The organism is Undibacterium sp. RTI2.2 (assembly GCF_035018705.1).
Classification (GTDB): domain Bacteria; phylum Pseudomonadota; class Gammaproteobacteria; order Burkholderiales; family Burkholderiaceae_D; genus Undibacterium.
The window spans coordinates 18,460-42,620 of the sequence record NZ_JASJXN010000039.1; the positions used below are offsets into that span (position 1 = coordinate 18,460).

Sequence of the window (24,161 nt, forward strand, 5' to 3'; positions counted from 1 at the left end):
TGATCTTGATTCCTAAATATTCGCCGCCAAGCAATCCCGGACAATCCAAGCGAAATTAATAGTGTGACGTAGCCCACGATAAACCTTTAACGCAAACGTAATGCGCGCCGCGAGATGCAGCACGCATGAAAATTAAACAATATCACGGCGTCACTATCGGCTGTAATGTTAAATCTCACGATTGGTGACCGTGGTGCAAATTTTCAAAAAAGTAACCACCGATTCTAGTTCAAAATGGCCATCGCGCCTGGAGGACAACAGCAGACTGAAAGCAGGCAGTCAAACATAAAATTTTGTAAGCGAAAATACTAGTTCTGCGTGTGACAAAGCAAAATCAGGAGGCAGCTGGTCTTGCCATCATTGAGATTTAAAAATCTTTTCTACGCGTTGGTCATCCTGCTTAGACCACGTAATCCAACGCTTTCCTTCGCGGAGTTCTATCCCGAACTTAATTTCCTCAGAATTGAGCTTCTCTATAAAGCGCTTTTCAAAGTTCTGATCTTCATAATGAACTGAAGGAACAAAGGACTCGTCAAGCATTGAAGCACGGGCTTTGCTCACTCTAGCATCATCTTTTGGACTATATAAGACGGTCCCGTCCTCTCTTAGCCTGAACGGTATACCTTCCTTTTTGAGAGCATTGATAAACTGTGTTTGTAGGTGGGCATCGAAAAACTTGAATCCATTCTCGTCGGTATATTTTCCCCATGCATCACAGTCCGTTAATGCAGCTGCTAATAAAAATATGACGATAAAAAATCTCATTCAAAACCCCCAATGTGCGTGCAATTTGTTTCCAAGCACGTAATCCATATTAGATACATTAATGATGCTTACGCCCGATTTAAGCAGTGCAGGTATTTGATGTATAACAATAGACTGTTTGCGGCCGGTCACGGATCAATAATTCGCTGTTTTAATGTTTGAGTTAGGCCGCATGCGCTCCCGCGCTCCAACGCCACGGTAGCCGCGCCGAAAATGCAAAGCCGAACGACAACCAAGCGTGAAACGCAATTAGTAGCGCGGCTTCACGCAGGCGCGGCTGCGCAGCCCCTACAAGCAAGAGAAGAGCGACTACAAACGCTAGCGATATAGGGAGCGATGCGGCGACAAAAAGTGGAATGGTTGCCCAGCCTTTGCTAGACATGTATAAAGCCAATGGAATGCCAACGACGGAAGCGCCAATGAGGCCTACGTACGAAAATGGCACTGCTAGCGTTACGAACTCTCGCCATATGGTTGGCCACCGATTTGCTTCGACAACTCCGAAGCGCTGGGCTTCTTCCGGCGACGCGTAGGCCGATAATGCTAGTGCAACTAGAGTGGCTAACACTACTCCGCCGAGACCCAGAAGAAGGCGAAGTTTGGATAGTGCTGCTGGAGCGAATGCAGCGCTGTAAATGAATATGCCGCCAAACACGATGGCGAGCAGGACAGAAATTGCGACTGGATGCACCAAGAAGCCGGCGAGCATTGCTGATTCCATGAGGCCTAATTTGTTATGGGCAGACAGGTTTGCTACATACCATCGCCACTAGTCTGCATAACATGGCGATGCAAATTTCTCTGAAATGGCTCTCAACTTGATTGTTTGGTTTAAATATCGTTTCTTATCCAGTATCAACATTCCACGAAAATCCTCACAGGTATTTCTTTGCATTCTACCAAACCAAATTAACAAAATAAAAATTTATCGCGACTGTCAACTTACGCCCCTCGGCGGCAAGTTCGACAGGCAAATCCAGACTGATTGCGGTCATTCGCCGATGTCGCATCACGGACAACTTGGTGCCCATAGTTGCCCGTGGACATTTTACATTGCGGCCATTCATATTTAACGCGTGAGCTGGTTTTTTAATCCAACTTAGGTCTTTATTGTGTACTGATATGATAATTGCAATCTGCAAAAATCATTTTTCTATTGGCGTTACCAATTGCTTACCTTTAAAGTATTGATCAAACCATTACGCTGTCTTCCGAATGGAATCATTCTGATTTTCTCATTTTTTTAAAACCATGCCCTTCATTAGGGTAATAACACGCCTGGTCAGTTTTGCATGACTTTTTTTGGTGACCAACATTAAAGCAAAGCCATTGCCAGCCAAAATCCGAAATTTATTTCTTCGATTGCAGTAAAGTCATAGCCACTGAGGTCATTGCAATAATTCCAGTACGTAATGTCTGTTCCGGCGCTGGCTCGAAATGGCTATTGTGCACGTCGGGTAACATTGTTCCTGTTTTTTTAGCGTCGGAAAATTTAAAAGGATCCATTGCACCCAACCGGAATAATACAGTTGGAATTTGATGGTCTGGCAGGGAAAAATAGCTGAATTCATCGCTCGCCAACACAGGTTCATCATCGAAAACATTTTTTCGCCTAAAGCGACAGCCAGAGATAATTTAACGCGTGCATTCAAATCAGGATCGTTATAGATGGCGGGAGTCGCATCCTCTTTATTTATAGCGACGACAGGTTGGCGATCTTCCGGAACTCCCGCAGAAAGGGCAACGCTTTGTGCTGCGCGGCGGATGGCATCGGTGATGGTTTGCATGGTTTGTCCGCTATAAGCACGCACCGTTAATTCCATTTTTACTTCGTCAGGAATGATATTGCGTTTAGTGCCTCCGTGTATGTCGCCTATCGTAACGACTGCCGGCTCTCCCGGTTTTAGCTGACGGCTGACGATAGTCTGGATTTGCATAATAAATTCACCGGACATGACGAAGGGGTCTTTTGTGCTCTGTGGCTGCGCACCGTGACCACCTGTGCCGCGTAAAGTGACATCGACCGAATTCACCCCAGCCATGGCGTAGCCGCTGGTAACGGAAACAGTTCCCGCCGCAAGCATATTCGTTTCATGCAACATGACCGCAAGGTCTGACTGCCGGAATCGTTCATAAAGTCGGTCGGTCAACATGGCTTTGGCGCCATCACCGGTTTCTTCTGACGGTTGCCCTATCAACAAAAGCGTTCCGGGCCAATTTTGACGATTAGATGCCAGCGCGCGTGCGGCCCCTATCAGCGTCGTGACATGTATATCATGGCCGCAGGCATGCATCACACCCACCTCCTGGCCTGCCGGATTTTTACTCTTGATTTTACTAGCGTAGCTGATGCCTGCTTCCTCAATGATGGGCAATGCGTCCAGATCAGTGCGTAACATTACTCTGGGGCTCGGACCATTTTCCAGAACGGCCACTACACCATATGCTTAGCTTCCGTCCGGATATTTTCCGACATGTTCTGTTACGGCGTAACCGGCTTTGCGAAGTTCAGTGGAGAACAACCCTGAGGGTTGTTCTTCGTGATGTGACAGTTCGGGATGAGCATGAATTACTTTGTAGGTAGAAACCAGTTCAGCAAGATTGGCATTGACCAGTTTTTCCAGCTGCAGCGATGGTGTTGATGGCGTATCTGCATCGGCAAAACTCAACCCGCAAGCCAGCGAAAAAATGAATGCGCTAGCGGAAACAGCTGTGATTGCATCCTTCATCTCACACTTTGTTTTGATGATGCCGTCTTGTTCTACATAAGTTTGGCTTTTACAGTCAGAGCCATCGGCAGCGCAAAAAACAAATGGGAAACAAATCCACCGATGATCACCACCGGGTCTGTGTAGTCAGGATGGGCATCTGAAATGAGGGTAATCGCCACATGCATGATGATCCACGCCAGCAGCGCGTAAAACACCGCTGCCAGACTTGCCTCAATGCCCGGTAGGCGCAAGGCTGGCCAGATCAGCGCAAACAGCACTCCTCAGAATATGGCAAAGAAAAAATGGATTAACGTGCCAAGAAAAAAGGCAACAACACCGAGATCGTGCTGGACGACCCTGCCAAACACAAGACCGACAGCGTTGCGCGGAATGTCAGACAGCAGCATCAAATGTTGTACATGAACCCAGACAAGTGCTTCATAGGCCCATATCGTGACACCGCCAGTCAACCCAGCGCCAATTCCGGCAACAACACACTGTTTCAAATCAGGATCGGCAGTAGCATTCATTGTTTTGCCTTTCGGGGCAAGAGAGAAGTCAGACGATCAGCAAACTCCTGCCAATCTGCCTCTTTGGTGATGCCATCAAACAGACCGGCTTTTGTGTGTTGCGCCATCCAGTCATCTTTTTCAGCGATGGCGCTTGCCATCAACGGGTCGAAGCCGGCTTCACTGATGGTGTTGGCCACTTCGCGCATTTCTTCGGCACGGCGCTTTCCATGCTGCGCAACCCGACTATAAAAATATGACGCCTGTTTTTCCCAATCAATCGACGGGAATGTTTCATACAATGTTGCAATCATCTGCTGCTCCACGCCGTAACTGCGCGCAGTGGTGAAACTTTCTATCACCAATGCTTCCAAACCCTTAATCATCACGCTTCGACACATTTTGATGGCAGACGCTACGCCAACTTCGTTGGACACTGCGCTGCAATGCATGCCCATGTCGCTCAAGGTCCGTGCTAACTCGCCGGCGCGCGCACCTCCCAACAACATGGGTACCTTCAGACCATAAAGTGGTACCGACGTCATCACGCCGGCTTCAACAAAATATCCGTCAGCGGCCTCAATCAACTTTCCTGATTGCTGTTTTGTTTGCGGCGACGCTGAATTGCAATCCAGGAAACCACTTCCCGGACGCAGATGTCGCGCTGTCTCCTCAGCCACAGCCAGGGCATTGGAGGCCGTAACTACCGAGATAATCAGGTCGGATTGCGCACAAAGCTCTGCCACCGAAGCACAGACCTTTACCTGATGTTGGCCGGCATGCATAAGCTGCAGTTCTGAATCAGTTACCGATTCAAACCGGATATCCCAACAGCAGACAGACTCTGCCGTCTGCTTCAAGCCGACGGCAAAGATTTTTCCCACCTCGCCATAACCCACCACACCGATTTTCATTTTCAACTTTCCTCAGGCAAGCAACTGAACCCAATTTTTCCAGCAATGACGAATCAGATCACTGGCAAACCAGTTTTCCTTCGGCAGCAGAACATTGTTTCTGGAGTCCGGGCTGCATGAACTCAGCGCCATACCAGTCATAGGAAGTCGGCTCACTGCTCACCTGTTTTGTATAACTGGCCGGGTCAACCGGATTGCCGGAACCTTTGTAGACTGCATGATCAGGGTAGGCAAAAATGATACGGGTTTTGTCAGCCACTTTATTTTTCATAAAATCAGGCATGGGCGGCATACCCGCCGGAGGATGGCCATCCATTTTGAATGGTGGCGCCGACATCGTATGGGCAACTAGGGAAGTTGGTGCGTGATTTGATTCAGTCCAGCGCATCAGCGGTGTGAGCAGATCAAATTCGCTCGGACCGTCGCCCATACCGCAGTGATACATGCCGGGGAACAGAAACAGTTTGGCGAATGCTGCAGTCCTGTCTGTACCCATTAATTGCGTCACCGCAGTGTAATAAGCGATGGTATTGATCGGAGAAATATGCGGGTCGGACCAGCCGTGCCAAAGGATCAGTTTGCCACCCGCAGCAGCAAACCTGGTCAGATCCGGATTGGTTGCGTCATACAGAGCATGCATGGCGCGCACCTGATCGAATTGAATGGCATCGAAATGGAAATCTTTCAGACTGTAGTCGGCCGCCGGATTCTGTTCGAATATCAGGTTTTTTATCGAACCCAGTGCCATGAAGGTACTCGGCACAGGCTGATCAGCGCTTTTAGTCACAAACACGCCCTCCCATGATAGTTCGGAACCATATTGCGGACCACCGATGGTCAGATGTCTGCCCTGCGCATCCTGTGGGCCTGCATACAGTTTGCGTACCGTGCTTACCTGGGCTGTAGTCAGACATTGCGATGTATCAGTGCGACCTTCCGGGCATTGGATTGTTGCGGGGTCAAATTTGCACTGGCGTGGATCGTTGATGAGTCCATCCTTCTGACCATCCAGTGCATCGCACGCTGCCAGAACTGCCTTGTGCAAAATCGGCAGCTTATCTGCGGTGAGCACAGTTTTGCCATTGGCGTCCGTATTACTGGTGGCTTGCCAGCCGTGATAAAAGCTGTTTTGAATCTGAAAATTCATAGCCGGCGCGCCAGCGGCTATGCCGTTGAAATCGTTAGGATAACGCTGCGCTTCAGCCAGGGCTTCACGACCGCCATCCGAACAACCGCTGAAATAATTGTATCTGGCGGGAGCCGCATAATATTGCTGAACCAGCTGCTTGCCCAGCACGGCCGTCAGATGCACACCGCGATAGGCGAAATCGATACGCGCCTGCGGATCATTGCCAAACTCGCCTTCTCCCACATTGCGGCTGGCATGGCCCATATCAGTCGATCCCAGCGCCAGTCCATGCGTATCGGCAGGCACGCAACCTTTGGCATGATCAAGATGAATATCAAGCACGCCACACAAACCGCCACAGCCGGTCTGAAGATAGCGCTGGTTCCAACCATGCACCGGCAGACGGAATTCGCTGTTAATATTGGGTGCGATCAAAGTGCGGACCTTGCAGTAAGCTACGCCATCCTGAGTGCCGACAGTTGCACTGAGCACTTCAGTTTTCGCGCCAACAGCAGCACTCAGGTCAGCACTCCTGAGATTCTCACAAGCTATGGATGCTTTCAAAGCAGGGAGATCTGCGAGCCCTTCTTGCTTATACGTTTTTGGGTTCGGTGTCGCAGAAGTGGCTTGCGCGCAGGTTTGAACCGTCAGGCCTGTCAACAACATGGCAACAGCAGTCTCTCTTGCGATCTGTGGAACCGCGAGAATCGCGTTGAATAAAAACATAGCTGTATCCTTTTTTTGACGTAATCTCCAGGGGCCACGTGACCCCTGAGACAGCTCATTAGTAATTCAAACCAAATCGGACTCCCATAAAGCGTGGCTCATTCACCGTAAAATTATTGTTAGAACCCGCTGCAGTTAGTTGCAGTTTGTTCTCAATATTGGTTACAAACAGCTGTGCACTGTATTTACCGTTGTTATCCAGATAGGTAATGTTGGCATTGCTTCGACTGAATGCTTTCTGGTTGTATTGCACACCGCCCACCAAATCACTCACAACATAACTGCTGGAATATTTTGTACCTAGATACATCTTGATCGCACCATTTGCCGCCTCTGTTGTATGGGTGTAACCCAAAGTTGCTGTTGCGGCTGGGGTTTTGTCCAGACTCTTTCCGGTAAAACTAACATTCTCAAACAGGCCTGCCTTAAATTGTCCATACTTGGAATGAAGCAAGGACAATGACGCACTGATCTGATCCGCATCAGAAATTTTATATTTCAAGGAGTTTTCCCAGCCGGAAATAGTAGCTGCAACGGCGCGGGTATAGATCACAAAATTGCCTTGGACATTAGTCAAACCACTGATCTGATCTTTGGCATAGTCATAATAAAACAGGTTCGAATTGAATTGAAAGTTATTGCTCAAACGGCCTTTATAGCCTATCTCATACGCAGTCAGTTCCTCGGAAACGTATGGCCCAACCCCGTGGGTTGCTGGGTCGAAGTCATTAAAACCTCCTGGCTTATAACCGGTCGCAACGGCGGCATACAGCAATTCACGAGGATTGAACTGATAATTCAGACCCAGTCTATAGGTAAGCTTGGTCGCACTTTCAGATCCATTGTTTGGGCCGCCGATACAATCGGCAAACGGATTTGCACAACCAGATGTAGGACCGGCAGAAAAAGTGCCTACCCTAGTTAACGAATCATTGGATTCCCGCAGGCCGGCTACAACAGAAAACTTGTCCGTAAAATTGTAGGTGCCCTGACCGAAAATGCCGCTGGACTTGTGCGTCGTTGTATTAAGAGGATCGATTCCATTGGTGCTGTTGGCAAAAGTCGGGTTGCTCACAACCGCATTCAGATTATGGTCACTCTCATTGATTTTTTCATTGTGATAATTTGCCCCAACCACCCACTGGAATGCCGATTTGTTGGCATTCGTAAAGCGCATCTCGACAGTGCTTTCATCGAAATCGCCTCGATAATTCCGCCAGGCGTACTGTGGTTCACCTGATGACCGATCGGCATTGGTCGACGGATCAAATGTAGCTGAAGTTAATTCGCGAGCGTGAAATTTACTGTTCGATGCAATCACCGTCATTTTCAACTGGCCAAGTAAGGTGTTGAATTCGCCGTTATAACTATTGAATTTGTCGTTGACATCCCCGCCAAACGGATTGCCGTAAACCTGCTTTTGCTGCGATGGGGAGCCGTTGGCAATCTGACCGTAACTTGGCACCGTACCGTAGCCGACACCGCTTTGATTTCCGAAAGTCGTTGCCAACAGCAGCGTCGTGCCGTTAGAAAAGGTATAGAGAGCACTTAGACGGCCCGCTCTATCGTGCTGATCATTTCGTGCCGGGCCGCCCGGATTAGCGCCCAAACTTGGTTGCAAATAACCGTCCCGGTCGTCAGCGTTCACAGCGATCCGTACCGCCAGTTCATTTGAAATTGGCACGTTAACCATCGCATCCGAACGTTTTGTATTATAGTTACCAAATTCTGTATTGACCGAAGCTGCGAAGTCCTTGGCCGGTTTGTTGGTAATAACATTGATCGCACCACCGGTGGTGCTGGTTCCATACAAAGTACCCTGCGGACCACTCAAAACTTCAAGTCGTTCGATATCGAAGAAACTCAGGCCCTGCGCTAGTGGGCGTCCAATTGGAACACCATCCACATTGAATCCTATTCCTTGCGTTCCTTTTGAAGTTTGATCGGTGGTGGTCACGCCACGGATAGCGATATTCACGCCAAAAGGATCTCGTCCCATCACTACATTGGGAACCAAATCACCAATCTCCGAAACATTGGTTATCCCACTGGAGCGCAGATCATCGCCAGTAACCGCCGTAATCGCCAACGGTGTTTTTGAAAGGGGTTCTCCGAATTTACGGGCTGTGACGAACACCTCCTGAATCCCGGAGTTCGTCTGACTGGCTGATTTGACCTGCACATCAGTGGCTTGAGCTGCGACAGCTTTGGTATCTGCCGATTCAACATCGGCGTAGGCGTAAGGAGCGCAAATCTGCAACATACCGATAGCCAGAGCCACCGGTTTCATACGAAATGCCGGACCTCGACTTTGGTTAATCATTTTCATAATTTTCTCCATTTTAGTTTTTTAAGTTAAAGACGTCATACTTCGGCAATTTCCACCCAACGTCCGATTACTGAAGGTCTGGTATTACCCAACTACTTAGGTTGACGCCTTGGTAAATTGCACCTGAGTTCCTAAACTCGGTATATAGATTATCTGACACCCGCGCAAAAACTGATTCCGCAAAAAAACTTCCAGCCCATCTAATTTGGTTATTACCAATCGGAATTTATCGATTTTGTAATACATCAAAAATGCAAATTAACGCAGATGTTTTTTTGTAGGTGACAGGAGTGAAATAAAAGAAAAAGAAGGGTGACGCGTGGTATTTCAAAGTGCAAATAATATGTGATTGCAGATATGTGGAACTCAACTCCTCAATGTGTTGTTTTCAAGTTCAGCCGAGACTTTTCTGATTGCCTCCATCAGAACCACGGCGCCGGGCGAAGCGTAAGAGCCAACTCGACTCATTAGCCCAATTGATCGTGTAGTATTGTCCAACTCAATATTCAGAACCGTCAATTGTCCGGCTTCGCGCTCGTAGTAAAGCTGTTGCGGAGAAATGGCAGTGATCATATCGCTGTTGAGCAGCAGTCCACGCAGAAGCGCCAAATCACTGGTTTCAACGGTTGCCATGGGTGGCTCAAGTCGCTGTGAGCAAAACGATTGATCGAACAGCGTGCGTGCCGGCGTGCCTTTACGTGCCAACACCCAGGATAGACTCAACAGCTCTTCCAGTTTAATCTTCTTTTTTTTCGTCAGCGGATGACCGCATCGAACTACCGGAGCAAGGGTATCGCTGAGCAGCGGTTCACAGATCATGTCACCGGTACTTGCATCATGACGCAAGGCACCGATGATGAAATCAATATCAGCAGAACGGAGTACAACTTCAAGCTGCTCATAAGGCCCTTCCACGGTGGAGATGCGCAGCAGCGGATGATTTTTCACAACTTCGGCGATGGCGCGTGGCAGTATCACCGAACGCGACAGCGGCAAGGCACCAACCGTAATCGTTCCCTGCAACGTGCCACGCAGTGCTGAAATATCGTCATCGACGTGCCGCATCTCCGTTAGTGCCCGTTTGGCATGAAACGCTAGCACGCTGCCTGCATCGGTCGGTATCATGCCCTTCGTCGTGCGTTGAAAAAGCTGAATTTGCAAACTTGACTCGAGCTGGCTGATTGAAGAACTGACCGCCGGCTGGGTAATATTGAGAACGCGCGCCACAGTCGGCATGTGATGCAACTCGGCCAACGTGACATAGCAAATCAGGCGATGCTCGTTAAACTGCATAGAAAAAATTGGCGCGTTAGCAGAGCCACCATTTTCTTTAAGGGTCGGCAGCATTTTCTCTCTTGCATTTTTGAGCTCGACGGCCGCGCGTTTGGCGCGGAATAAAAGCGTGTTGCCGAACACGGTGGGCAACATGCCGTTTGCCTTGCGCTCGAACAGCGGTACGCCAAGTTCAGATTCGAGCGACTTAATCGATCTTGTGATGGCGGACTGAGCCCGATACAGCGATTCAGCGGCCTTCGTAATGCCCCCCTTTTCAACGACAGCCAGAAAAGCGCGGATATGTCTGAAATTCAACGGGGGTTTCATGGTTCGATCATTCCTGGAAGTGGGTGTTTAGCATTGCCAGCACCTAGCCGGCGCTGTGCGCCTGATACGGCCTGCCTGCATCGGTAACATTAATAAGACTGATAGCGCAAATGTGCATCTCCATCACGCATTTGACCTCGCATTTAATCCTTTAGGCACTGTACTTTGTTTACCTGGCATGACTCAAGCCAATAAGCAAAATAGAACGCCCATTAGTGAATAAAGCAACACCGACGAGATGGACTTGCGCAATACTGAAGCCAATTCACAACAGGGGACATCTACAGCATGAACAGCTTTTCCATTTCAGATCAAACCACCATTCCGTGCCTCTTTATGAGGGGAGGGACATCGCGCGGACCGTTCTTTCTGGAATCAGACCTGCCTGCAGATATCGCTTCCCGCAACCGCATCCTGCTGTCAGTCATGGGCTCCCCCGACAAGCGCCAGATTGACGGTCTGGGTGGCGCCCATCCGCTAACCAGCAAGATAGGCATTGTCAGCAATAGCACACGCAGCGGTGTGGATCTTGAATTTCTGTTCGTTCAACTGCAACCCGGCAACGACAGCGTGGATACGACGCCCAATTGCGGCAACATGTTGGCTGCCGTTGTACCATTCGCCATTGAGAAAGGTCTCATTACAATCGAGTCAGATCTGACCACCGTGCGTGTATTGACGCGTAATACTGACATGCTGTGTGACATCACAGTGGTCACCGCCGGAGGTTATATTCACTACGCAGGTGAGACCCGAATCGACGGTGTTCCTGGCACTTCCGCGCCGATCACCATTAATTTTCTCGATACGGCCGGATCAGTCTGCAGCGATCTGCTGCCTACCGGGCATGTCAAAGACACCCTGACGATAACAATCGCTGACAACGTGCCGTTTCATATCGAAGTAACCTGTATCGACAATGGCATGCCCATGGTCCTAATGCGCGCTGCAGATCTGGGGAGGACTGGAAGCGAAACAGTCGACGAAATGAACAACGACAGCGAACTCAAAGATTGCATTGAAGCTATCCGGTTGCGTGCTGGACTTGCCATGGGACTGGGTGATGTTAGTCAGAAAAACTATCCGAAGATGTGTCTGGTCGCCAGGCCGCGCGAGGGTGGAAGCGTTCTAACACGCTGCTATATTCCGCATGTCTGTCATGACTCGATCGGTGTATTGGCTGCAGTGACGGTGGCAACTGCATGTGTGCTTGAAGATTCGATTACAGAAGGGCTGGCCGTGGTACCAGAAGGTCAGGTAAAACTGATTTCTGTCGAGCATCCAAGTGGTGAATTCAGTGTGGAACTCGAACTTGATCAGGACAACGCCCAACAGGTTAACCGTGCGGCGCTGCTGCGTACAGCACGTCTCATCATGCGCGGCGCAGTCAACGTGCCGCATTCAGTTTGGAAAGGATTGGACAATGACAAATAAAACTACCAACAAGCCGCGTGTTATTGATTGTCACGGCCATTATACGACAGCACCAAAGGCTCTTGAAGACTGGCGTACTCAACAAATAGCCGCACTGAAATCACCCGAGTCAGCACCACGGGTCGCGGACCTGCACATCAGTGATGACGAATTGCGTGACTCAATTGAATCCAACCAGCTCAGGCTGATGAAACAACGCGGCATTGATCTGACGATTTTCTCGCCACGCGCTAGCTTCATGGCACACCATATTGGTGACTTCAACACCAGCGCCACCTGGGCTGCGATTTGCAATGAACTTTGCTACCGCGTTGCACAACTGTTTCCAGATAATTTTGTCCCTGTTGCCATGCTGCCGCAATCACCGGGTGTAGATCCGCGCACCTGCGTTGCGGAACTGGAAAAATGCGTTAATGAATATGGCAACGTCGGTATCAATCTCAATCCCGATCCATCCGGCGGCCATTGGACATCACCGCCATTGTCTGACCGTCACTGGTATCCTATTTATGAAAAAATGGTTGAATACGGCATTCCAGCCATGATTCACGTCAGCACCAGTTGCAACAGCTGCTTCCATACTACCGGCGCACATTATCTGAACGCTGATACCACCGCTTTCATGCAGTGTCTGAACTCAGATCTGTTCAAGGACTTCCCAACTTTAAAGTTCATTATTCCTCATGGAGGAGGGGCAGTGCCGTATCACTGGGGCCGCTTTCGCGGCCTGGCTCAGGAAATGAAAAAACCGCTTCTGGATGAGCATCTGTTGAACAATATTTTCTTCGACACCTGTGTATACCACCAGCCCGGCATCGACCTGTTGACCACGGTCATTCCATTGAAAAATATTTTATTTGCATCGGAAATGATCGGCGCCGTGCGCGGAATCGATCCGGAAACGGGACATTATTTCGACGATACACGCCGTTATATTGAAGCCTCCGATCAACTTAGTGCAGACCAGCGGTATCAGATCTATCAGGGCAATGCACGTAAGGTATTTCCCCGCCTCGATGCACTGCTGACCGCTCGTGACGCAACATAACAGGAGACAGCATGTCATTAAATAATTTAGGAATAGTAAAAACCATGATCAAACGCGCCGACCCGGCCGTCGTTGAAAAACTAAGCCAGTTTGGTGTTGCAACCATCCACGAAGCAATGGGCAGAGTCGGCCTGCTACACCCGTACATACGCCCCGTCTACCCAGGCGCCAAGATGTGCGGAACGGCCGTCACAGTGCTGCTTCAACCAGGCGATAACTGGATGATGCACGTCGCTGCGGAACAGATTAAGCTGGGCGATGTTGTCATCGCTGCTGTGACGAGTGAATGTACAGACGGTTTTTTCGGCGACTTACTGGCCACATCATTCCGCGCGCGCGGTGCCGTAGGACTGGTAATAGACGCAGGAGTGCGCGACGTGCATGATCTGGCTGAAATGAAATTTCCGGTTTTTTCCAAGACAATCAGTGCCAAGGGGACCATCAAAGCTACCCTGGGTTCAGTCAACATTCCGGTTATCTGTGCTGGTGCAATGGTCAATCCTGGCGACGTTGTCATCGCCGATATTGATGGTGTGGTGATCGTTCCGGCGCATATTGCCGCGCAGGTGGCCGACACTGCTGCTGCAAGAGAGGCCAATGAAACAGTAAAGCGGGATAAGCTGGCTGCCGGCATTCTGGGACTGGACATGTATGCGATGCGGGAAGGTCTAGCCAAAGCAGGATTGCGGTACATCGACTGAAGTAATATTCAATCACACAAAAAAACTACACAAATATTGAGACAAACATGAATCAGGTAGCAACTCTGGATGTAAGGCAATTCATCAATCAACGCACGATGTCGTCATTTCAATGGCTGTTGGTGGGCCTGTGCTTTCTGATTGTCGCAGTGGATGGAATGGATGTGGCCATTATGGGCTTCGCCGCCCCTTCGATACTGGCCGACTGGCATATTTCACGCAGCGCGTTCGGACTGGTCATGGGCGCAGCCCCGGTGGGCCTGGCACTGGGAGCACTGATCGCAGGATCATCGTCTGACTGGCTCGGTCGCCGCAAGGTCTTGATTGGATCTGTTTTTGGATTCGGCGTATTTACCGTGTTTGCCGCTTTCAGCAACAACCCCACAGAGATGGCTGTGCTGCGCTTCCTGACAGGATTCGGTCTTGGCGCTGCAATGCCGAATGCATCGACGCTGATGTCCGAATATGTGCCGGAACGCTCACGTGGCGTGCTGCTGACTACCATGTTTACCGGCTTTAATTTGGGGTCAGCCAGTATCGGTTTTGTCGCTGCTTACATGCTGCCTGTATTCGGCTGGAAAACATTATTGCTATTTGGCGGTTGCGTCCCCTTGGCACTTGTTCCTGTGCTTTACCTGTACTTGCCGGAATCGGCGCGTTTCATGGTTGTGCGGGGATTTCCCGTAAAACAGATACGCAGCAATCTGAGCCGCGTTTGCCGAATCAATCTGGACACCGTCACTAGTTTCGTCTCACCTGAAGCAACCGCAGCTGTCAAACAGCCGATATCCGTTCTGTTTTCCGGTTCCTATACGCTGCGCACCATCACGCTGTGGATTACCTATTTTATGGGCCTGATGGTGATCTATCTGGCAACCAGCTGGATGCCGACTATGATGAATGACGCCGGCATGTCGCTGGCGCACGCGGCCAATCTAACGGCCATGTTTCAGCTCGGTGGCACCATAGGCGCTATCTTGATCGGCATGTTGATGGATCGCTACAATCCGAACCGGATCATTGCACTTTCCTACGTGGTTGGAAGTGTGCTGTTGATTCTGCTGGGCCTGTCAGGGTTGCAGTCTGGTTTAGTTGTAATTCTGGTGGCTGCAGTTGGATTTTTTCTGTCCGGTGCGCAAACTGGTTTAAATGCCTTTGCACCAGGCTGCTATCCGACAGTTGCTCGGGCGACAGGTGTAAGCTGGATGCTGGGGATAGGCCGGATGGGTAGTATTCTCGGTTCTTCAATCGGCGGTTATTTGCTGGGAATGGGCTGGGGATTTGAAACTATTATCAGTATTCTGGCGATCCCCGCGCTGATCGCCGCACTGGCTATTTTCATCAACCGAATTTCATTTACTCAAACTCAGACAGATTAAGGCAGGAACTGATATGGCACGCATTATTGGCGGCATCGCATGCTCACATACCCCGACTATCGGTTTTGCAGTCGATCGCGACAAGCAGACCGATCCGGTCTGGAAACCGATATTCGACAATTTTCAGCCTGTACGCGACTGGATAGAACAAAAAAAGCCGGATGTACTATTCATGATTTTTAATGATCACGTCACCTCTTTTTTCTTTGATCATTATTCAGCGTTCAATCTCGGCATAGACAATCAATACCGGGTGGCAGACGAAGGGGGTGGAGTGCGTGATATTCCCCCAGTAGCAGGACATGCCGCCTTGTCTCAGCACATAGGTGCATCGTTAATGGCCGATGAATTTGATATGTCTTTTTTTCAGGACAAGGCTCTTGATCACGGCTGCTTTTCGCCGTTATCAATTTTGTGCCCGCACGATCCAGACTGGAATATTCAGATCGTCCCTCTCGCCGTCGGCGTTCTGCAGTTTCCGATTCCAACTGCAAAGCGTTGCTACAAATTGGGGCAGGCTCTGCGCAACGCCATTGAAAGCTATCCCGAAGATATTTCCGTGGCGATCGTTGCAACGGGAGGTCTGTCGCATCAGGTGCATGGCGCGCGTGCCGGCTTTAATAATACTGAGTGGGACAGACAATTTCTGGAGATTTTCGAAAAAGACCCTGTCGCGCTGACCAATATGCGACTGGCAGAGTACGTTGAACTAGGCGGTATGGAGGGTGCCGAAATCATCATGTGGTTAATCATGCGGGGCGCATTGTCATCGTCGGTCAAAAAAATTCATCAATCCTATTACCTGCCTTCTATGACCGGTATTGCAACGGCCATTTATGAAAATCAAGATTGTGATCTTTCGGAAGATAAACGTGAAGAACGTTTAGAGAAGCATCGTCAACACATACGATCAGAATTGGTGGGTATAGATGCAATCCCCGGGACCCATCCATTTACTCTTGCCACTAGCGTCAACGCCTATCGCATCAATAAATTTCTGCATGAACTCATTAAACCGGATAGCAGAAAGCGGTTTCTTGACGATCAAGAAATTTGCTTTAAAGGAGCAGAGTTATCCGAACAAGAGTCTGATTTAATCCGTCGACGCGATTGGGACGGGTTGATTTGTTACGGCGTTATTTTTTTTATGCTTGAAAAATTAGGTGCCGTCATCGGAGTGTCGAACCTGCATATTTATGCCGCTATGCGAAGGCAAACTTTAGAGGATTTTCAAAAGACCCGCAATGCTCCGGGGGCACTCTATTCGGTTGCCGGAAAGGGCGAGTTGAGTTGGAATAATGCAAAGCAAATTATTTCATAAATATCTGTAATAGATAACCCATTGATCTTAATTAAAATGTAGATAAAAATAGAAGAAAGTGAGTTTGAACATGTCCTTGAATGACCATGGAGCTATCTCTGGGTCTGTAATCAGTAGTAAGGAGGCTTCTATTTTTCGCGTGACAGCATTAATAATGTCTTTGTTGTTTACATTTGAATTTTGTACTGTTTTAGTGGATACATTAATGCCAAAACTTAAGGCCCAATTCGCTTTGTCTTACACAGACGTTATGCTGATACGATTTTTTTTTGCGCATACTTTATTTTTCATTGTCTGCTTCCCGCACAATTAGTCGTATAGGTTACCTTCAAAGCATCACACTTGGTCTTTCGATATTAGATGGTTTAAAAGCGAAAACCCATTTCCGTTTTTTGCCGTAACGCACGCATTTTGATCTCTATAAAATCGGTGAAGATCGCAATGGATTGCTTAAAGAAATTAGTTGGGAAATGTATGCGTTGGCAAGACCAAAATCGACTATTCGTACGCCAGGTAAAGCGCCATAAATTATCATTTTCGATACCGCGCCTAACGGAAATTTCGGTTAAATATGGGTCATATTTTATCCATATTTTGTGAAAGAACATCATATGAAATCCTTGAAATCTATTTTAGCCTTTACTATTTTTACTTTTTATTCTTTAGTAAGTTTGGCCGATGTTCACACTACAAAGTATCTTATTTTTGTTGAGAACGGCAAACAAGCCGGTGAGCAAATTGTGCAACGCGATGACAATGGTTTAATAAAAGTCCGCTTCATTTTTAAAGACAATGGACGTGGACCGGAACTGAATGAAGAATTTCGTCTGGCTGATGACGGTACGATGAGTGATTATTCCGTAAAAGGTAATTCTACTTACGGTGCCGTGGTGAATGAGAGTTATAGTTGGAAAGGCAATCAAGCTTCATGGACATCGACATCCGAAACGGGGACAAAAATTGTTGATGGAGCGGCACTGTATGTGCCGCTAAATAGCTCATTTGAAGTTGCCTCGATCGCGATTTCTGCCTTGTCGGCACGAGCTGACAAGACATTGCCATTGCTTCCGACTGGCACCTTGGCACAAGCGAAAGTTGGGCAGCTGGAAGTGGTCAAGGGACAGCAAAAACAGATGGTGCAGCTACTTTCGCAAACGGGTATTGGCTTATCACCTAATTTCATGTGGGCAACTATAGGAGAAAAGCCACGTCTATTTGCGCTGATCGTTCCAGGATATATGAGGGCAATTGAAGAAGGCTGGGAAGCCAATGGTGATGCCATGCTTGCCGTTCAAAAAGCGGCAGAAAATCAGGTGTTGAACGATTGGGCGCGGCAATTGCAACATCCGTTAAATGGTTTAACGGTAGTGCGTAATGCTCGTATTTTTGATAGCGAAAAGGCGAAAGTTGGAGCTCCGTCAGATGTCTACGTTTTACGTGGGCGCATTACTGCTATCTTGCCTGCAGGATCGCCTACGCGCGGTGCTAATGCAGAAATTGATGCCGCCGGGCGAATTTTAATTCCTGGGTTATTTGATATGCACGGCCATGTAGGGCGCTGGGAAGGCGGTCTCAATATCGCCGCTGGAGTCACCAGTGTGCGTGACATGGGGAACGACAACACGCAAATGCAACTCATGCTAGACGAAGTTGCTAACGGCGTGTTGCTAGGACCACAGGTTGTACCTACGGGGTTTCTTGAGGGCGATAGTCCATTTTCTGCGAACCTTGGTTTTGTCATTAAAACTCTTGACGAAGCAAAAAATGCGATTGATTGGTATGCGCAGCATGGTTATCCGCAACTTAAAATTTACAATTCCTTTCCAAAAGATATCCTTAAAGACACTGTGACGTATGCGCATTTGCGTGGCATGCGCGTCTCTGGTCACATACCTGTAGGTTTGCGCGCTTTCGAAGCATTGGATGCGGGTTACGATGAGATTCAGCACATTAATCAACTCATGCTCAATTTTTTAGCGACGCCGAAAACAGATACTCGTACTTTGGATCGGTTTATTTTGCCTGCAGAAAAAACAGCCACGCTAGATTTCGACTCTAAGCAGGTAAAAGATTTCATTGCAAGATTAAAGGCAAAGCAAATTTCGATTGATTCAACCTTGGCAACCTTCTCATTTCTGAGACAGCGTGACGGAAGTGTGAATGAATCCTTTGCGACTATTGCAGATCATATGCCGCCCGATGTAAAACGAGGTTTTTCTGTAGGGACGATGAAGATCGATGACGAAATTACTCACCGGCGCTATGAAAAATCGTATGCAAAGATGATCGCCTTCGTCGGCCTTTTGTATAAAGCCGGTGTTCCCCTGGTGGCAGGCACAGACGAGTTGGCAGGATTTACTTTACATTCAGAACTTGTCCTCCTCGTCAAAGCCGGGTTGACTCCTGCTCAGGCTCTACAGGTCGCAACGCGTAACGGAGCAATTTATACGCGCACCCAAAATGATCGCGGCTCTATTAGCGTAGGTAAACTTGCTGACTTGGTTCTGGTCGATGGTGATCCGACGAAGAATATTGAAGATATTCGAAAAGTCTCGGCAGTGATCACTCGTGGATTTTTGGTGTACCCACATGAAGTCCATAAAACTTTAGGAATTAAACCATTTGTCACCGGAGTGCCCGAATTAAAAGCGCTTAACCATGATCCGCATCAAGCATATCCATAGGTACTCCAAGTGAATGTATTACGGTTGCGTATTAGGATGTATCACCGCACGTCAACAACTGGCCGCTAACGGACATTGCGCTGGCTAGCGAAATGCCCTCACTACAATTTGAAAAGAAAAAGAGATACGATGAAACAACCTCTCATGATCATGCAGCGCTATGACGTAAAGACAATCTGGTTGCACTGGCTGACAGCAGGGCTCGTTATTGCACTGTGGTGTCTGGGACAAACGATAGACTGGTTCCCACGTGGCGCTGCAGCTGTGTTTGCACGTAGCGCACACATTAGCATCGGCGCTTTTCTGGGCGCTCTGATTCTATACCGTATCTGGTGGCGAATAACTGCCGGTGAGCACTTGCCGGCAGCTGGAACTGGTGGACTGAAAGTATTGGCTAAGGCGATGCATATGGCCCTGTATGTTTGCCTGCTAGCGACAGTGATTTTGGGTGTGGCCAATACTTGGGTTCGCGGCGACAATCTTTTCTACCTTTATAAAGTTCCGAGTTTTGATGCCAACAATAAGATCCTGCGAACGACAGTCGAGGATTACCATGCATACGCCGCCAATCTGTTATTGATTCTGGCAGGGCTACACGCAGCTGCTGGTCTGGCGCATCACTACATCTTTAAAGTTGACGTCTTAGGTCGTATGATCCCTAAGCTGGGGCGGCGTTGAGGCGGCATCCTGCAGCGGTTTTGTGTTTCGCCAATTTCACCTATAACGCTAATGTAAACAATCATTGCAAAACTGTCACTGACCGTTAACGCCCCACTGCGGCATCTGAATCGAATCCTGCAACTCCGCGGCACTGCGTTTGTGATCACTCAACGAATATATGGTTGAGCACATAGTCGTTGTGCATTGCATTATTTTCCCTTTGCAACAAGATGGAAAATATTAACGTTCAACTGTGCCACATTTACGCGCTTTTACTCAGCCAGCAATAGAAAATGTATAAAAAGGTAACTTATTGCCAAATGATTACATTTCAATAGTAGACTACTCGACATGTAAAATAAACCGAGACATGTTCCATTCCTATGCCCAATTATTTACACCTCCAATCTGCCGACCTGAATTACGACCCAAACACCTTATTGAACGTCCTCAAAGAGCATCTCGGTCTCAAAAATGATAGTGCGCTATCTCGGGCGTTGGAAGTCCCGCCACCGGTCATTAGCAACATTCGTTATGGCAGGCTCCCTGTCGGCGCCACGCTACTAATCAACATGCACGAAGTGACCGGGATTCACATTAAGCAATTACGCGCGCTCATGGGCGATCTACGCCCGACTTTTCACGATTTCGAGCCAGTCAGCACAAAGACGACTCCGAAAAAATCCCGCCCTGAAAAGGAAAAACGAACGAGAGCTACTTCTAGCGCTTTATGACTCGATGAATGCGGAAGGACAAGAAAAGCTATTACAGCTGTCGCAACGCCTGGTGAAATTAAACGACCTGAGGCAAGCTCTGGTAATGGAACTACTACGCCATTGTTGTATTGTTTGTCCTGGTGACGAAATGGATTAGTTCTGACTGAGACATGGATCGCCGCACAGACGGAATGTTGTCGGCGCAGTTTTTCTGCTGCGCGGGTCATGTAGCTGGCAGCGGCTTCATTGAGTTCGTCGATGGTGAGGACTAATTGTCCAAAGGAGCGCGAAGAGACGATTTGCTTCTTTGGCGAGATGACATCCTCCATGTCCAGACAGGATATGCCGCGCAACTCATTTCCAGTGCGCTCCATCACGACGCCGAAATGCGCTCTCAGAAGTGCTGTCGGCGCATCTCTGAGCGCCTTAACGGTCTCTATACCCATCTCTCTTAAACGCGTGCCGATGCGCCCTCCTACGCCCCACACTTCACCCACATCGATACTGGCGAATAATTTATCTAGGTCAGGCTCTGGTATGGCATTGAAGTCGCAGACACTATTAAACTCCGGCCACTTCTTAGCCACATGGTTGGCCAGCTTGGCGAGTGTTTTGGATGAAGCGACGCCGACGCATACGGGTAAGCCTGTCCATTGCAAGATACGGTGGCGGATATGCTGCCCCATTGCCGTTGGCGACTCCCACAGTCCTTGCAAGCCATTAAGACGTAGAAAGGATTCATCGATCGAATACACTTCAGTCTCCGGGCTATAGTCACGCAGAATTGTGGCGACACGGTTCGACATGTCACCATAGAGCGTGTAGTTGGAGGATAAGGCGATGATGCCATGTTGCTTCGCTAGGTCTTTCATCATGAACCATGGCATCCCCATCTTGACGCCCAAGGCTTTGACTTCATTGGAGCGTGCGACGGCACAGCCATCATTATTGGATAGCACCACCACTGGCTTATCGGCGAGCCGCGGATTAAATACACGTTCGCATGAGACATAAAAATTATTGCAGTCCACTAGCGCAAAGATTTGCTTACTCGCGCTGAGGTGATCGGTCGCTTGTGGTAAGTGTTGTGAATGTTGCGATTGGGAGAATTGCGGTGATTGCGTCATAGCGTCAGACTTTGAAGCGACGCAGGACACCTACGACGACACCCCAGATTTGCAATTCGTCGGTATCTTTGAAACGGATTGGTTGATACGCGGGGTTCTCCGCCCGCAGTTCAATGATGCCACGCCATTTAAAAAGCTTTTTGACAGTGTAGTCATTGTTGATGACGGCAATCACGATATGCTGATGCCGTGGTTCAACCGCCCGATCGACAACAAGCTTGTCACCATCAAAAATGCCCGCACCTGTCATGGAGTCCCCCTGGACGGTAAAGACAAAGGTAGAGGCTTTATGCCGGATCATGTAGCTGTTGAGGTCCAGGCTTTCTTCTACATAGTCGTCTGCCGGTGACGGAAAGCCAGCCGGCACCTTTTGTAAAAACAAGGGTATGCCTGCTAACGCCGGCACCGTTGCGACTGACTGAGCAACTTGATCCAGTGTGGGCGGCAATGTTGATGGGAGTGGCTCTGGTGAGCGTGGAAATGGAATCACGGAGTTCATCTTACGGGTATGCTGCCTGTGTTCGTGCGCACAATCGGTCTTGCCGCGGGTTAATTTAATACTGATTGAATATACAGTATAATTCAGCAAAATGGCAGTGCAAGACTTTTTAAGAAAGGATCAATCTGATGTGTGGACGTTTTGCTTTGGCGCACCCTAAGCCAGTTCTTCAAGACTGGATGCATATCACGACAATGCCTGACTTCTTGGCGCGCTATAACATTGCGCCATCGACCAAGATAATGACGGTGCGCGATACCAAGGAGGGGCGCATTGGCACATTGATGCGCTGGGGCTTGGTGCCGCCTTGGGCTGCCGACGCCAGCAAACTCCCGATGCTCAATAATGCGCGTGGCGAGACCATTACGGAAAAGCCTATGTTTAAACAGGCCGTTCACCGGCGACGTTGCATCATTCCTATTTCCGGTTTTTATGAATGGCAAGCGTTGCCAGGGCAAAAGACGAAGCAACCTTTTTATATTTTATTTAAAGACAAGTCGCCGATGGCGTTAGCGGGTATCTGGGAAACCAGTAAATTACTGGATGGAGAAAGCGGCCAGTTTTTAGACACCTGTACTATTGTGACGATTGGCTCCAATGCGCTGGTAGCGCCGATTCATGATCGGATGCCGGTTATTTTAGCTGAGCAGGATTGGGATTTGTGGCTGATGCCGGAGCCGCTGGAAACATCATCGCTGATGCCTCTGATCAAACCTTATGAGGCGCATCTCATGCAGGCATGGTGCGTGTCGACTGAAGTCAATCGTATGGCGAACGATTCGGCGGCATTAATTGCGCCAGTCCTGATTTAAGAACCGTTCTTCTTTTTTATTCTATCAATTCAGGTGGATCTCACTGCAAAAATGCTTCCTGACCTCGCTTCACATATTTATCTCCTCCATTCATATTTAAAAAAATTCTTGCTGTTGTCGTTTCTTCGTTTGTCGTTACTTCTGCTTTTGCGGCGCAAGATTTTGCGGAGTGTCACCAGTTTTTTGCCAATGGCCAAATCCCTGTCATGCAGCATGAGAAGGAATTTCGCACGCGCGCTTTGTGCTTTTCTACCTTTGCAGTACTTCACTCTGGGATCAGCCGGACGCCAGTCTATGTCGCTGAGAAGCTGAGTCGTCAATCATTGAGCGATGCGAGGGACAATCAAAGGACGAACAAATTTTATACGGAAGCGAGATTGCCTCGGTCCGAGCGGGCTGATATGGAGGATTATAAAGGATCAGGTTTTGATCGAGGTCATATGGCACCTGCGGGCGACATGGAAACTGCAGAAGCGATGGCGCAAAGTTTTTCTTTGGCGAATATGGTGCCACAAGCGCCGGTCAATAATCGGAAAGCATGGGCTGGCATAGAAAAGGCGACGCGTAAATATGTGATGCGTGCCAGCGGTGATGTATTTGTTGTGACAGGCCCGATCTTTAACGCACGGCCTGACACCATCGGAGCAAATAAGGTGTGGATTCCGAATTATCTTTTTAAGCTAGTCTATGACCCTGCAACTGGACGGGCAGGGGCACATTGGCTTGCGAATACGGATGAAGCGAGGCCAGGCAAACCGATTAGTTATGCTGAGCTGGTAGAACGTACTGGAATTGATTTCATTAATGGGCTGCGGTGATAAGTACGTGCGTTTAGCCGGCACGAAAACTTTGACTCGTATTACGTTGTCACAAAAATTTTAACGTTATTTGCAACTGGCGATTTGTAAGTTAAGGGTGATAGCGATGGGATTCTAAGTGGACACACTTCTTTGATGCTGTTGCCTAGAACTCCGCGGATCAAAATATTAAGTAATCTCATCTTTGCACTCCGATGAGTTGTTGGCGCGCACTCAATATTGACCAGATAAACGCAGTTATACGCACTGAATATTGACCAGGTAAATTAACCTATCC

The 24,161-nt window shown here is 48.7% G+C and carries 22 protein-coding genes; 10 read left to right on the top strand and 12 right to left on the bottom strand.

The annotated features are described in order from the left end of the window. Positions 1-357 precede the first annotated feature (357 nt). The 10 genes from QN395_RS17275 to QN395_RS17320 form a co-directional block, all read right to left on the bottom strand. Positions 358-765: a hypothetical protein gene (locus QN395_RS17275; RefSeq protein WP_323492522.1), complete on the bottom strand. Its 408-nt coding sequence runs from the start codon at positions 763-765 to the stop codon at positions 358-360. A gap of 163 nt (positions 766-928) precedes the next feature. After that, positions 929-1,474 (bottom strand): hypothetical protein, encoded by a 546-nt coding sequence (locus QN395_RS17280; protein ID WP_323492523.1) that lies wholly within the window; start codon positions 1,472-1,474, stop codon positions 929-931. Between the two features lie 679 nt (positions 1,475-2,153). Next, a complete protein-coding gene (locus QN395_RS17285; protein WP_323492524.1) occupies positions 2,154-3,200 on the bottom strand; it encodes an amidohydrolase in 1,047 nt (348 codons plus the stop codon). A 12-nt stretch (positions 3,201-3,212) separates the two neighbouring features. Further along, complete coding sequence (locus QN395_RS17290) at positions 3,213-3,494, bottom strand: hypothetical protein (RefSeq protein WP_323492525.1); 282 nt, start codon at positions 3,492-3,494, stop codon at positions 3,213-3,215. A gap of 32 nt (positions 3,495-3,526) precedes the next feature. After that, the gene (locus QN395_RS17295; protein WP_323492526.1) at positions 3,527-3,727 is read right to left on the bottom strand and encodes a hypothetical protein; all 201 of its coding nucleotides are present in this window, start codon (positions 3,725-3,727) and stop codon (positions 3,527-3,529) included. Between the two features lie 30 nt (positions 3,728-3,757). Then, on the bottom strand, positions 3,758-4,006 hold the full coding sequence (locus tag QN395_RS17300; protein ID WP_323492527.1) for a hypothetical protein: 249 nt from the start codon (positions 4,004-4,006) through the stop codon (positions 3,758-3,760). Continuing rightward, positions 4,003-4,899, bottom strand: coding sequence for a DUF1932 domain-containing protein (locus QN395_RS17305; protein ID WP_323492528.1), 897 nt, complete (start codon positions 4,897-4,899; stop codon positions 4,003-4,005). The genes QN395_RS17300 and QN395_RS17305 overlap by 4 nt, the downstream gene beginning before the upstream one ends. Positions 4,900-4,957: 58 nt before the next feature. Further along, positions 4,958-6,754 carry a tannase/feruloyl esterase family alpha/beta hydrolase gene (locus QN395_RS17310; RefSeq protein ID WP_323492529.1) on the bottom strand — a complete coding sequence of 599 codons (1,797 nt, stop codon included), beginning with the start codon at positions 6,752-6,754 and terminating at the stop codon, positions 4,958-4,960. Positions 6,755-6,812: 58 nt separating this feature from the next. Further along, a complete protein-coding gene (locus tag QN395_RS17315; protein WP_323492530.1) occupies positions 6,813-9,083 on the bottom strand; it encodes a TonB-dependent receptor in 2,271 nt (756 codons plus the stop codon). A gap of 366 nt (positions 9,084-9,449) precedes the next feature. Then, positions 9,450-10,685, bottom strand: a complete 1,236-nt coding sequence (locus tag QN395_RS17320; RefSeq protein WP_323492531.1) for a LysR family transcriptional regulator — start codon at positions 10,683-10,685, stop codon at positions 9,450-9,452. Between the two features lie 288 nt (positions 10,686-10,973). Between QN395_RS17320 and QN395_RS17325 the strand changes: the two genes are divergently transcribed. From QN395_RS17325 to QN395_RS17360, 8 genes are all read left to right on the top strand, one after another. Beyond that, on the top strand, positions 10,974-12,119 hold the full coding sequence (locus tag QN395_RS17325; protein ID WP_323492532.1) for a 4-oxalomesaconate tautomerase: 1,146 nt from the start codon (positions 10,974-10,976) through the stop codon (positions 12,117-12,119). Then, positions 12,109-13,167 carry an amidohydrolase family protein gene (locus QN395_RS17330; RefSeq protein ID WP_323492533.1) on the top strand — a complete coding sequence of 353 codons (1,059 nt, stop codon included), beginning with the start codon at positions 12,109-12,111 and terminating at the stop codon, positions 13,165-13,167. The genes QN395_RS17325 and QN395_RS17330 overlap by 11 nt, the downstream gene beginning before the upstream one ends. A gap of 11 nt (positions 13,168-13,178) precedes the next feature. Beyond that, positions 13,179-13,868 carry a 4-carboxy-4-hydroxy-2-oxoadipate aldolase/oxaloacetate decarboxylase gene (gene ligK / locus QN395_RS17335; protein ID WP_323492534.1) on the top strand — a complete coding sequence of 230 codons (690 nt, stop codon included), beginning with the start codon at positions 13,179-13,181 and terminating at the stop codon, positions 13,866-13,868. A 47-nt stretch (positions 13,869-13,915) separates the two neighbouring features. After that, complete coding sequence (locus tag QN395_RS17340) at positions 13,916-15,247, top strand: MFS transporter (protein ID WP_323492535.1); 1,332 nt, start codon at positions 13,916-13,918, stop codon at positions 15,245-15,247. 13 nt (positions 15,248-15,260) lie between these two features. Continuing rightward, complete coding sequence (locus QN395_RS17345; RefSeq protein WP_323492536.1) at positions 15,261-16,568, top strand: gallate dioxygenase; 1,308 nt, start codon at positions 15,261-15,263, stop codon at positions 16,566-16,568. 611 nt (positions 16,569-17,179) lie between these two features. Then, positions 17,180-19,252, top strand: coding sequence for an amidohydrolase family protein (locus QN395_RS17350; protein ID WP_323492944.1), 2,073 nt, complete (start codon positions 17,180-17,182; stop codon positions 19,250-19,252). A gap of 129 nt (positions 19,253-19,381) precedes the next feature. Further along, the gene (locus QN395_RS17355; protein WP_323492943.1) at positions 19,382-19,930 is read left to right on the top strand and encodes a cytochrome b; all 549 of its coding nucleotides are present in this window, start codon (positions 19,382-19,384) and stop codon (positions 19,928-19,930) included. 365 nt (positions 19,931-20,295) lie between these two features. Continuing rightward, on the top strand, positions 20,296-20,646 hold the full coding sequence (locus QN395_RS17360; protein WP_323492942.1) for a hypothetical protein: 351 nt from the start codon (positions 20,296-20,298) through the stop codon (positions 20,644-20,646). Here QN395_RS17360 and QN395_RS17365 read toward each other — a convergent pair. After that, the gene (locus QN395_RS17365; protein WP_323492941.1) at positions 20,553-21,755 is read right to left on the bottom strand and encodes a Y-family DNA polymerase; all 1,203 of its coding nucleotides are present in this window, start codon (positions 21,753-21,755) and stop codon (positions 20,553-20,555) included. The genes QN395_RS17360 and QN395_RS17365 overlap by 94 nt on opposite strands. 4 nt (positions 21,756-21,759) lie before the next feature. Further along, the gene (locus QN395_RS17370; protein WP_323492940.1) at positions 21,760-22,254 is read right to left on the bottom strand and encodes a translesion error-prone DNA polymerase V autoproteolytic subunit; all 495 of its coding nucleotides are present in this window, start codon (positions 22,252-22,254) and stop codon (positions 21,760-21,762) included. Between the two features lie 128 nt (positions 22,255-22,382). Between QN395_RS17370 and QN395_RS17375 the strand changes: the two genes are divergently transcribed. Together QN395_RS17375 and QN395_RS17380 are read left to right on the top strand one after the other, a co-directional pair. Continuing rightward, a complete protein-coding gene (locus QN395_RS17375; RefSeq protein WP_323492939.1) occupies positions 22,383-23,066 on the top strand; it encodes an SOS response-associated peptidase in 684 nt (227 codons plus the stop codon). Positions 23,067-23,272: 206 nt separating this feature from the next. Continuing rightward, positions 23,273-23,884, top strand: coding sequence for a DNA/RNA non-specific endonuclease (locus QN395_RS17380; RefSeq protein WP_323492938.1), 612 nt, complete (start codon positions 23,273-23,275; stop codon positions 23,882-23,884). Positions 23,885-24,161 lie beyond the last annotated feature (277 nt).

Excerpts from the sequence above, each read along its gene's own strand:
- QN395_RS17290 (WP_323492525.1), bottom strand. The coding sequence starts at position 3,494 with ATGAAGGATGCAATCACAGCTGTTTCCGCTAGCGCATTCATTTTTTCG.
- QN395_RS17315 (WP_323492530.1), bottom strand. The coding sequence starts at position 9,083 with ATGAAAATGATTAACCAAAGTCGAGGTCCGGCATTTCGTATGAAACCG.
- QN395_RS17345 (WP_323492536.1), top strand. The coding sequence starts at position 15,261 with ATGGCACGCATTATTGGCGGCATCGCATGCTCACATACCCCGACTATC.
- QN395_RS17330 (WP_323492533.1), top strand. The coding sequence starts at position 12,109 with ATGACAAATAAAACTACCAACAAGCCGCGTGTTATTGATTGTCACGGC.
- QN395_RS17325 (WP_323492532.1), top strand. The coding sequence starts at position 10,974 with ATGAACAGCTTTTCCATTTCAGATCAAACCACCATTCCGTGCCTCTTT.
- QN395_RS17370 (WP_323492940.1), bottom strand. The coding sequence starts at position 22,254 with ATGAACTCCGTGATTCCATTTCCACGCTCACCAGAGCCACTCCCATCA.
- QN395_RS17350 (WP_323492944.1), top strand. The coding sequence starts at position 17,180 with ATGAAATCCTTGAAATCTATTTTAGCCTTTACTATTTTTACTTTTTAT.
- QN395_RS17300 (WP_323492527.1), bottom strand. The coding sequence starts at position 4,006 with ATGAATGCTACTGCCGATCCTGATTTGAAACAGTGTGTTGTTGCCGGA.
- QN395_RS17365 (WP_323492941.1), bottom strand. The coding sequence starts at position 21,755 with ATGACGCAATCACCGCAATTCTCCCAATCGCAACATTCACAACACTTA.
- QN395_RS17355 (WP_323492943.1), top strand. The coding sequence starts at position 19,382 with ATGAAACAACCTCTCATGATCATGCAGCGCTATGACGTAAAGACAATC.
- QN395_RS17305 (WP_323492528.1), bottom strand. The coding sequence starts at position 4,899 with ATGAAAATCGGTGTGGTGGGTTATGGCGAGGTGGGAAAAATCTTTGCC.
- QN395_RS17280 (WP_323492523.1), bottom strand. The coding sequence starts at position 1,474 with ATGCTCGCCGGCTTCTTGGTGCATCCAGTCGCAATTTCTGTCCTGCTC.
- QN395_RS17340 (WP_323492535.1), top strand. The coding sequence starts at position 13,916 with ATGAATCAGGTAGCAACTCTGGATGTAAGGCAATTCATCAATCAACGC.
- QN395_RS17375 (WP_323492939.1), top strand. The coding sequence starts at position 22,383 with ATGTGTGGACGTTTTGCTTTGGCGCACCCTAAGCCAGTTCTTCAAGAC.
- QN395_RS17310 (WP_323492529.1), bottom strand. The coding sequence starts at position 6,754 with ATGTTTTTATTCAACGCGATTCTCGCGGTTCCACAGATCGCAAGAGAG.
- QN395_RS17380 (WP_323492938.1), top strand. The coding sequence starts at position 23,273 with ATGCAGCATGAGAAGGAATTTCGCACGCGCGCTTTGTGCTTTTCTACC.
- QN395_RS17275 (WP_323492522.1), bottom strand. The coding sequence starts at position 765 with ATGAGATTTTTTATCGTCATATTTTTATTAGCAGCTGCATTAACGGAC.
- QN395_RS17360 (WP_323492942.1), top strand. The coding sequence starts at position 20,296 with ATGCCCAATTATTTACACCTCCAATCTGCCGACCTGAATTACGACCCA.
- QN395_RS17320 (WP_323492531.1), bottom strand. The coding sequence starts at position 10,685 with ATGAAACCCCCGTTGAATTTCAGACATATCCGCGCTTTTCTGGCTGTC.
- ligK (WP_323492534.1), top strand. The coding sequence starts at position 13,179 with ATGTCATTAAATAATTTAGGAATAGTAAAAACCATGATCAAACGCGCC.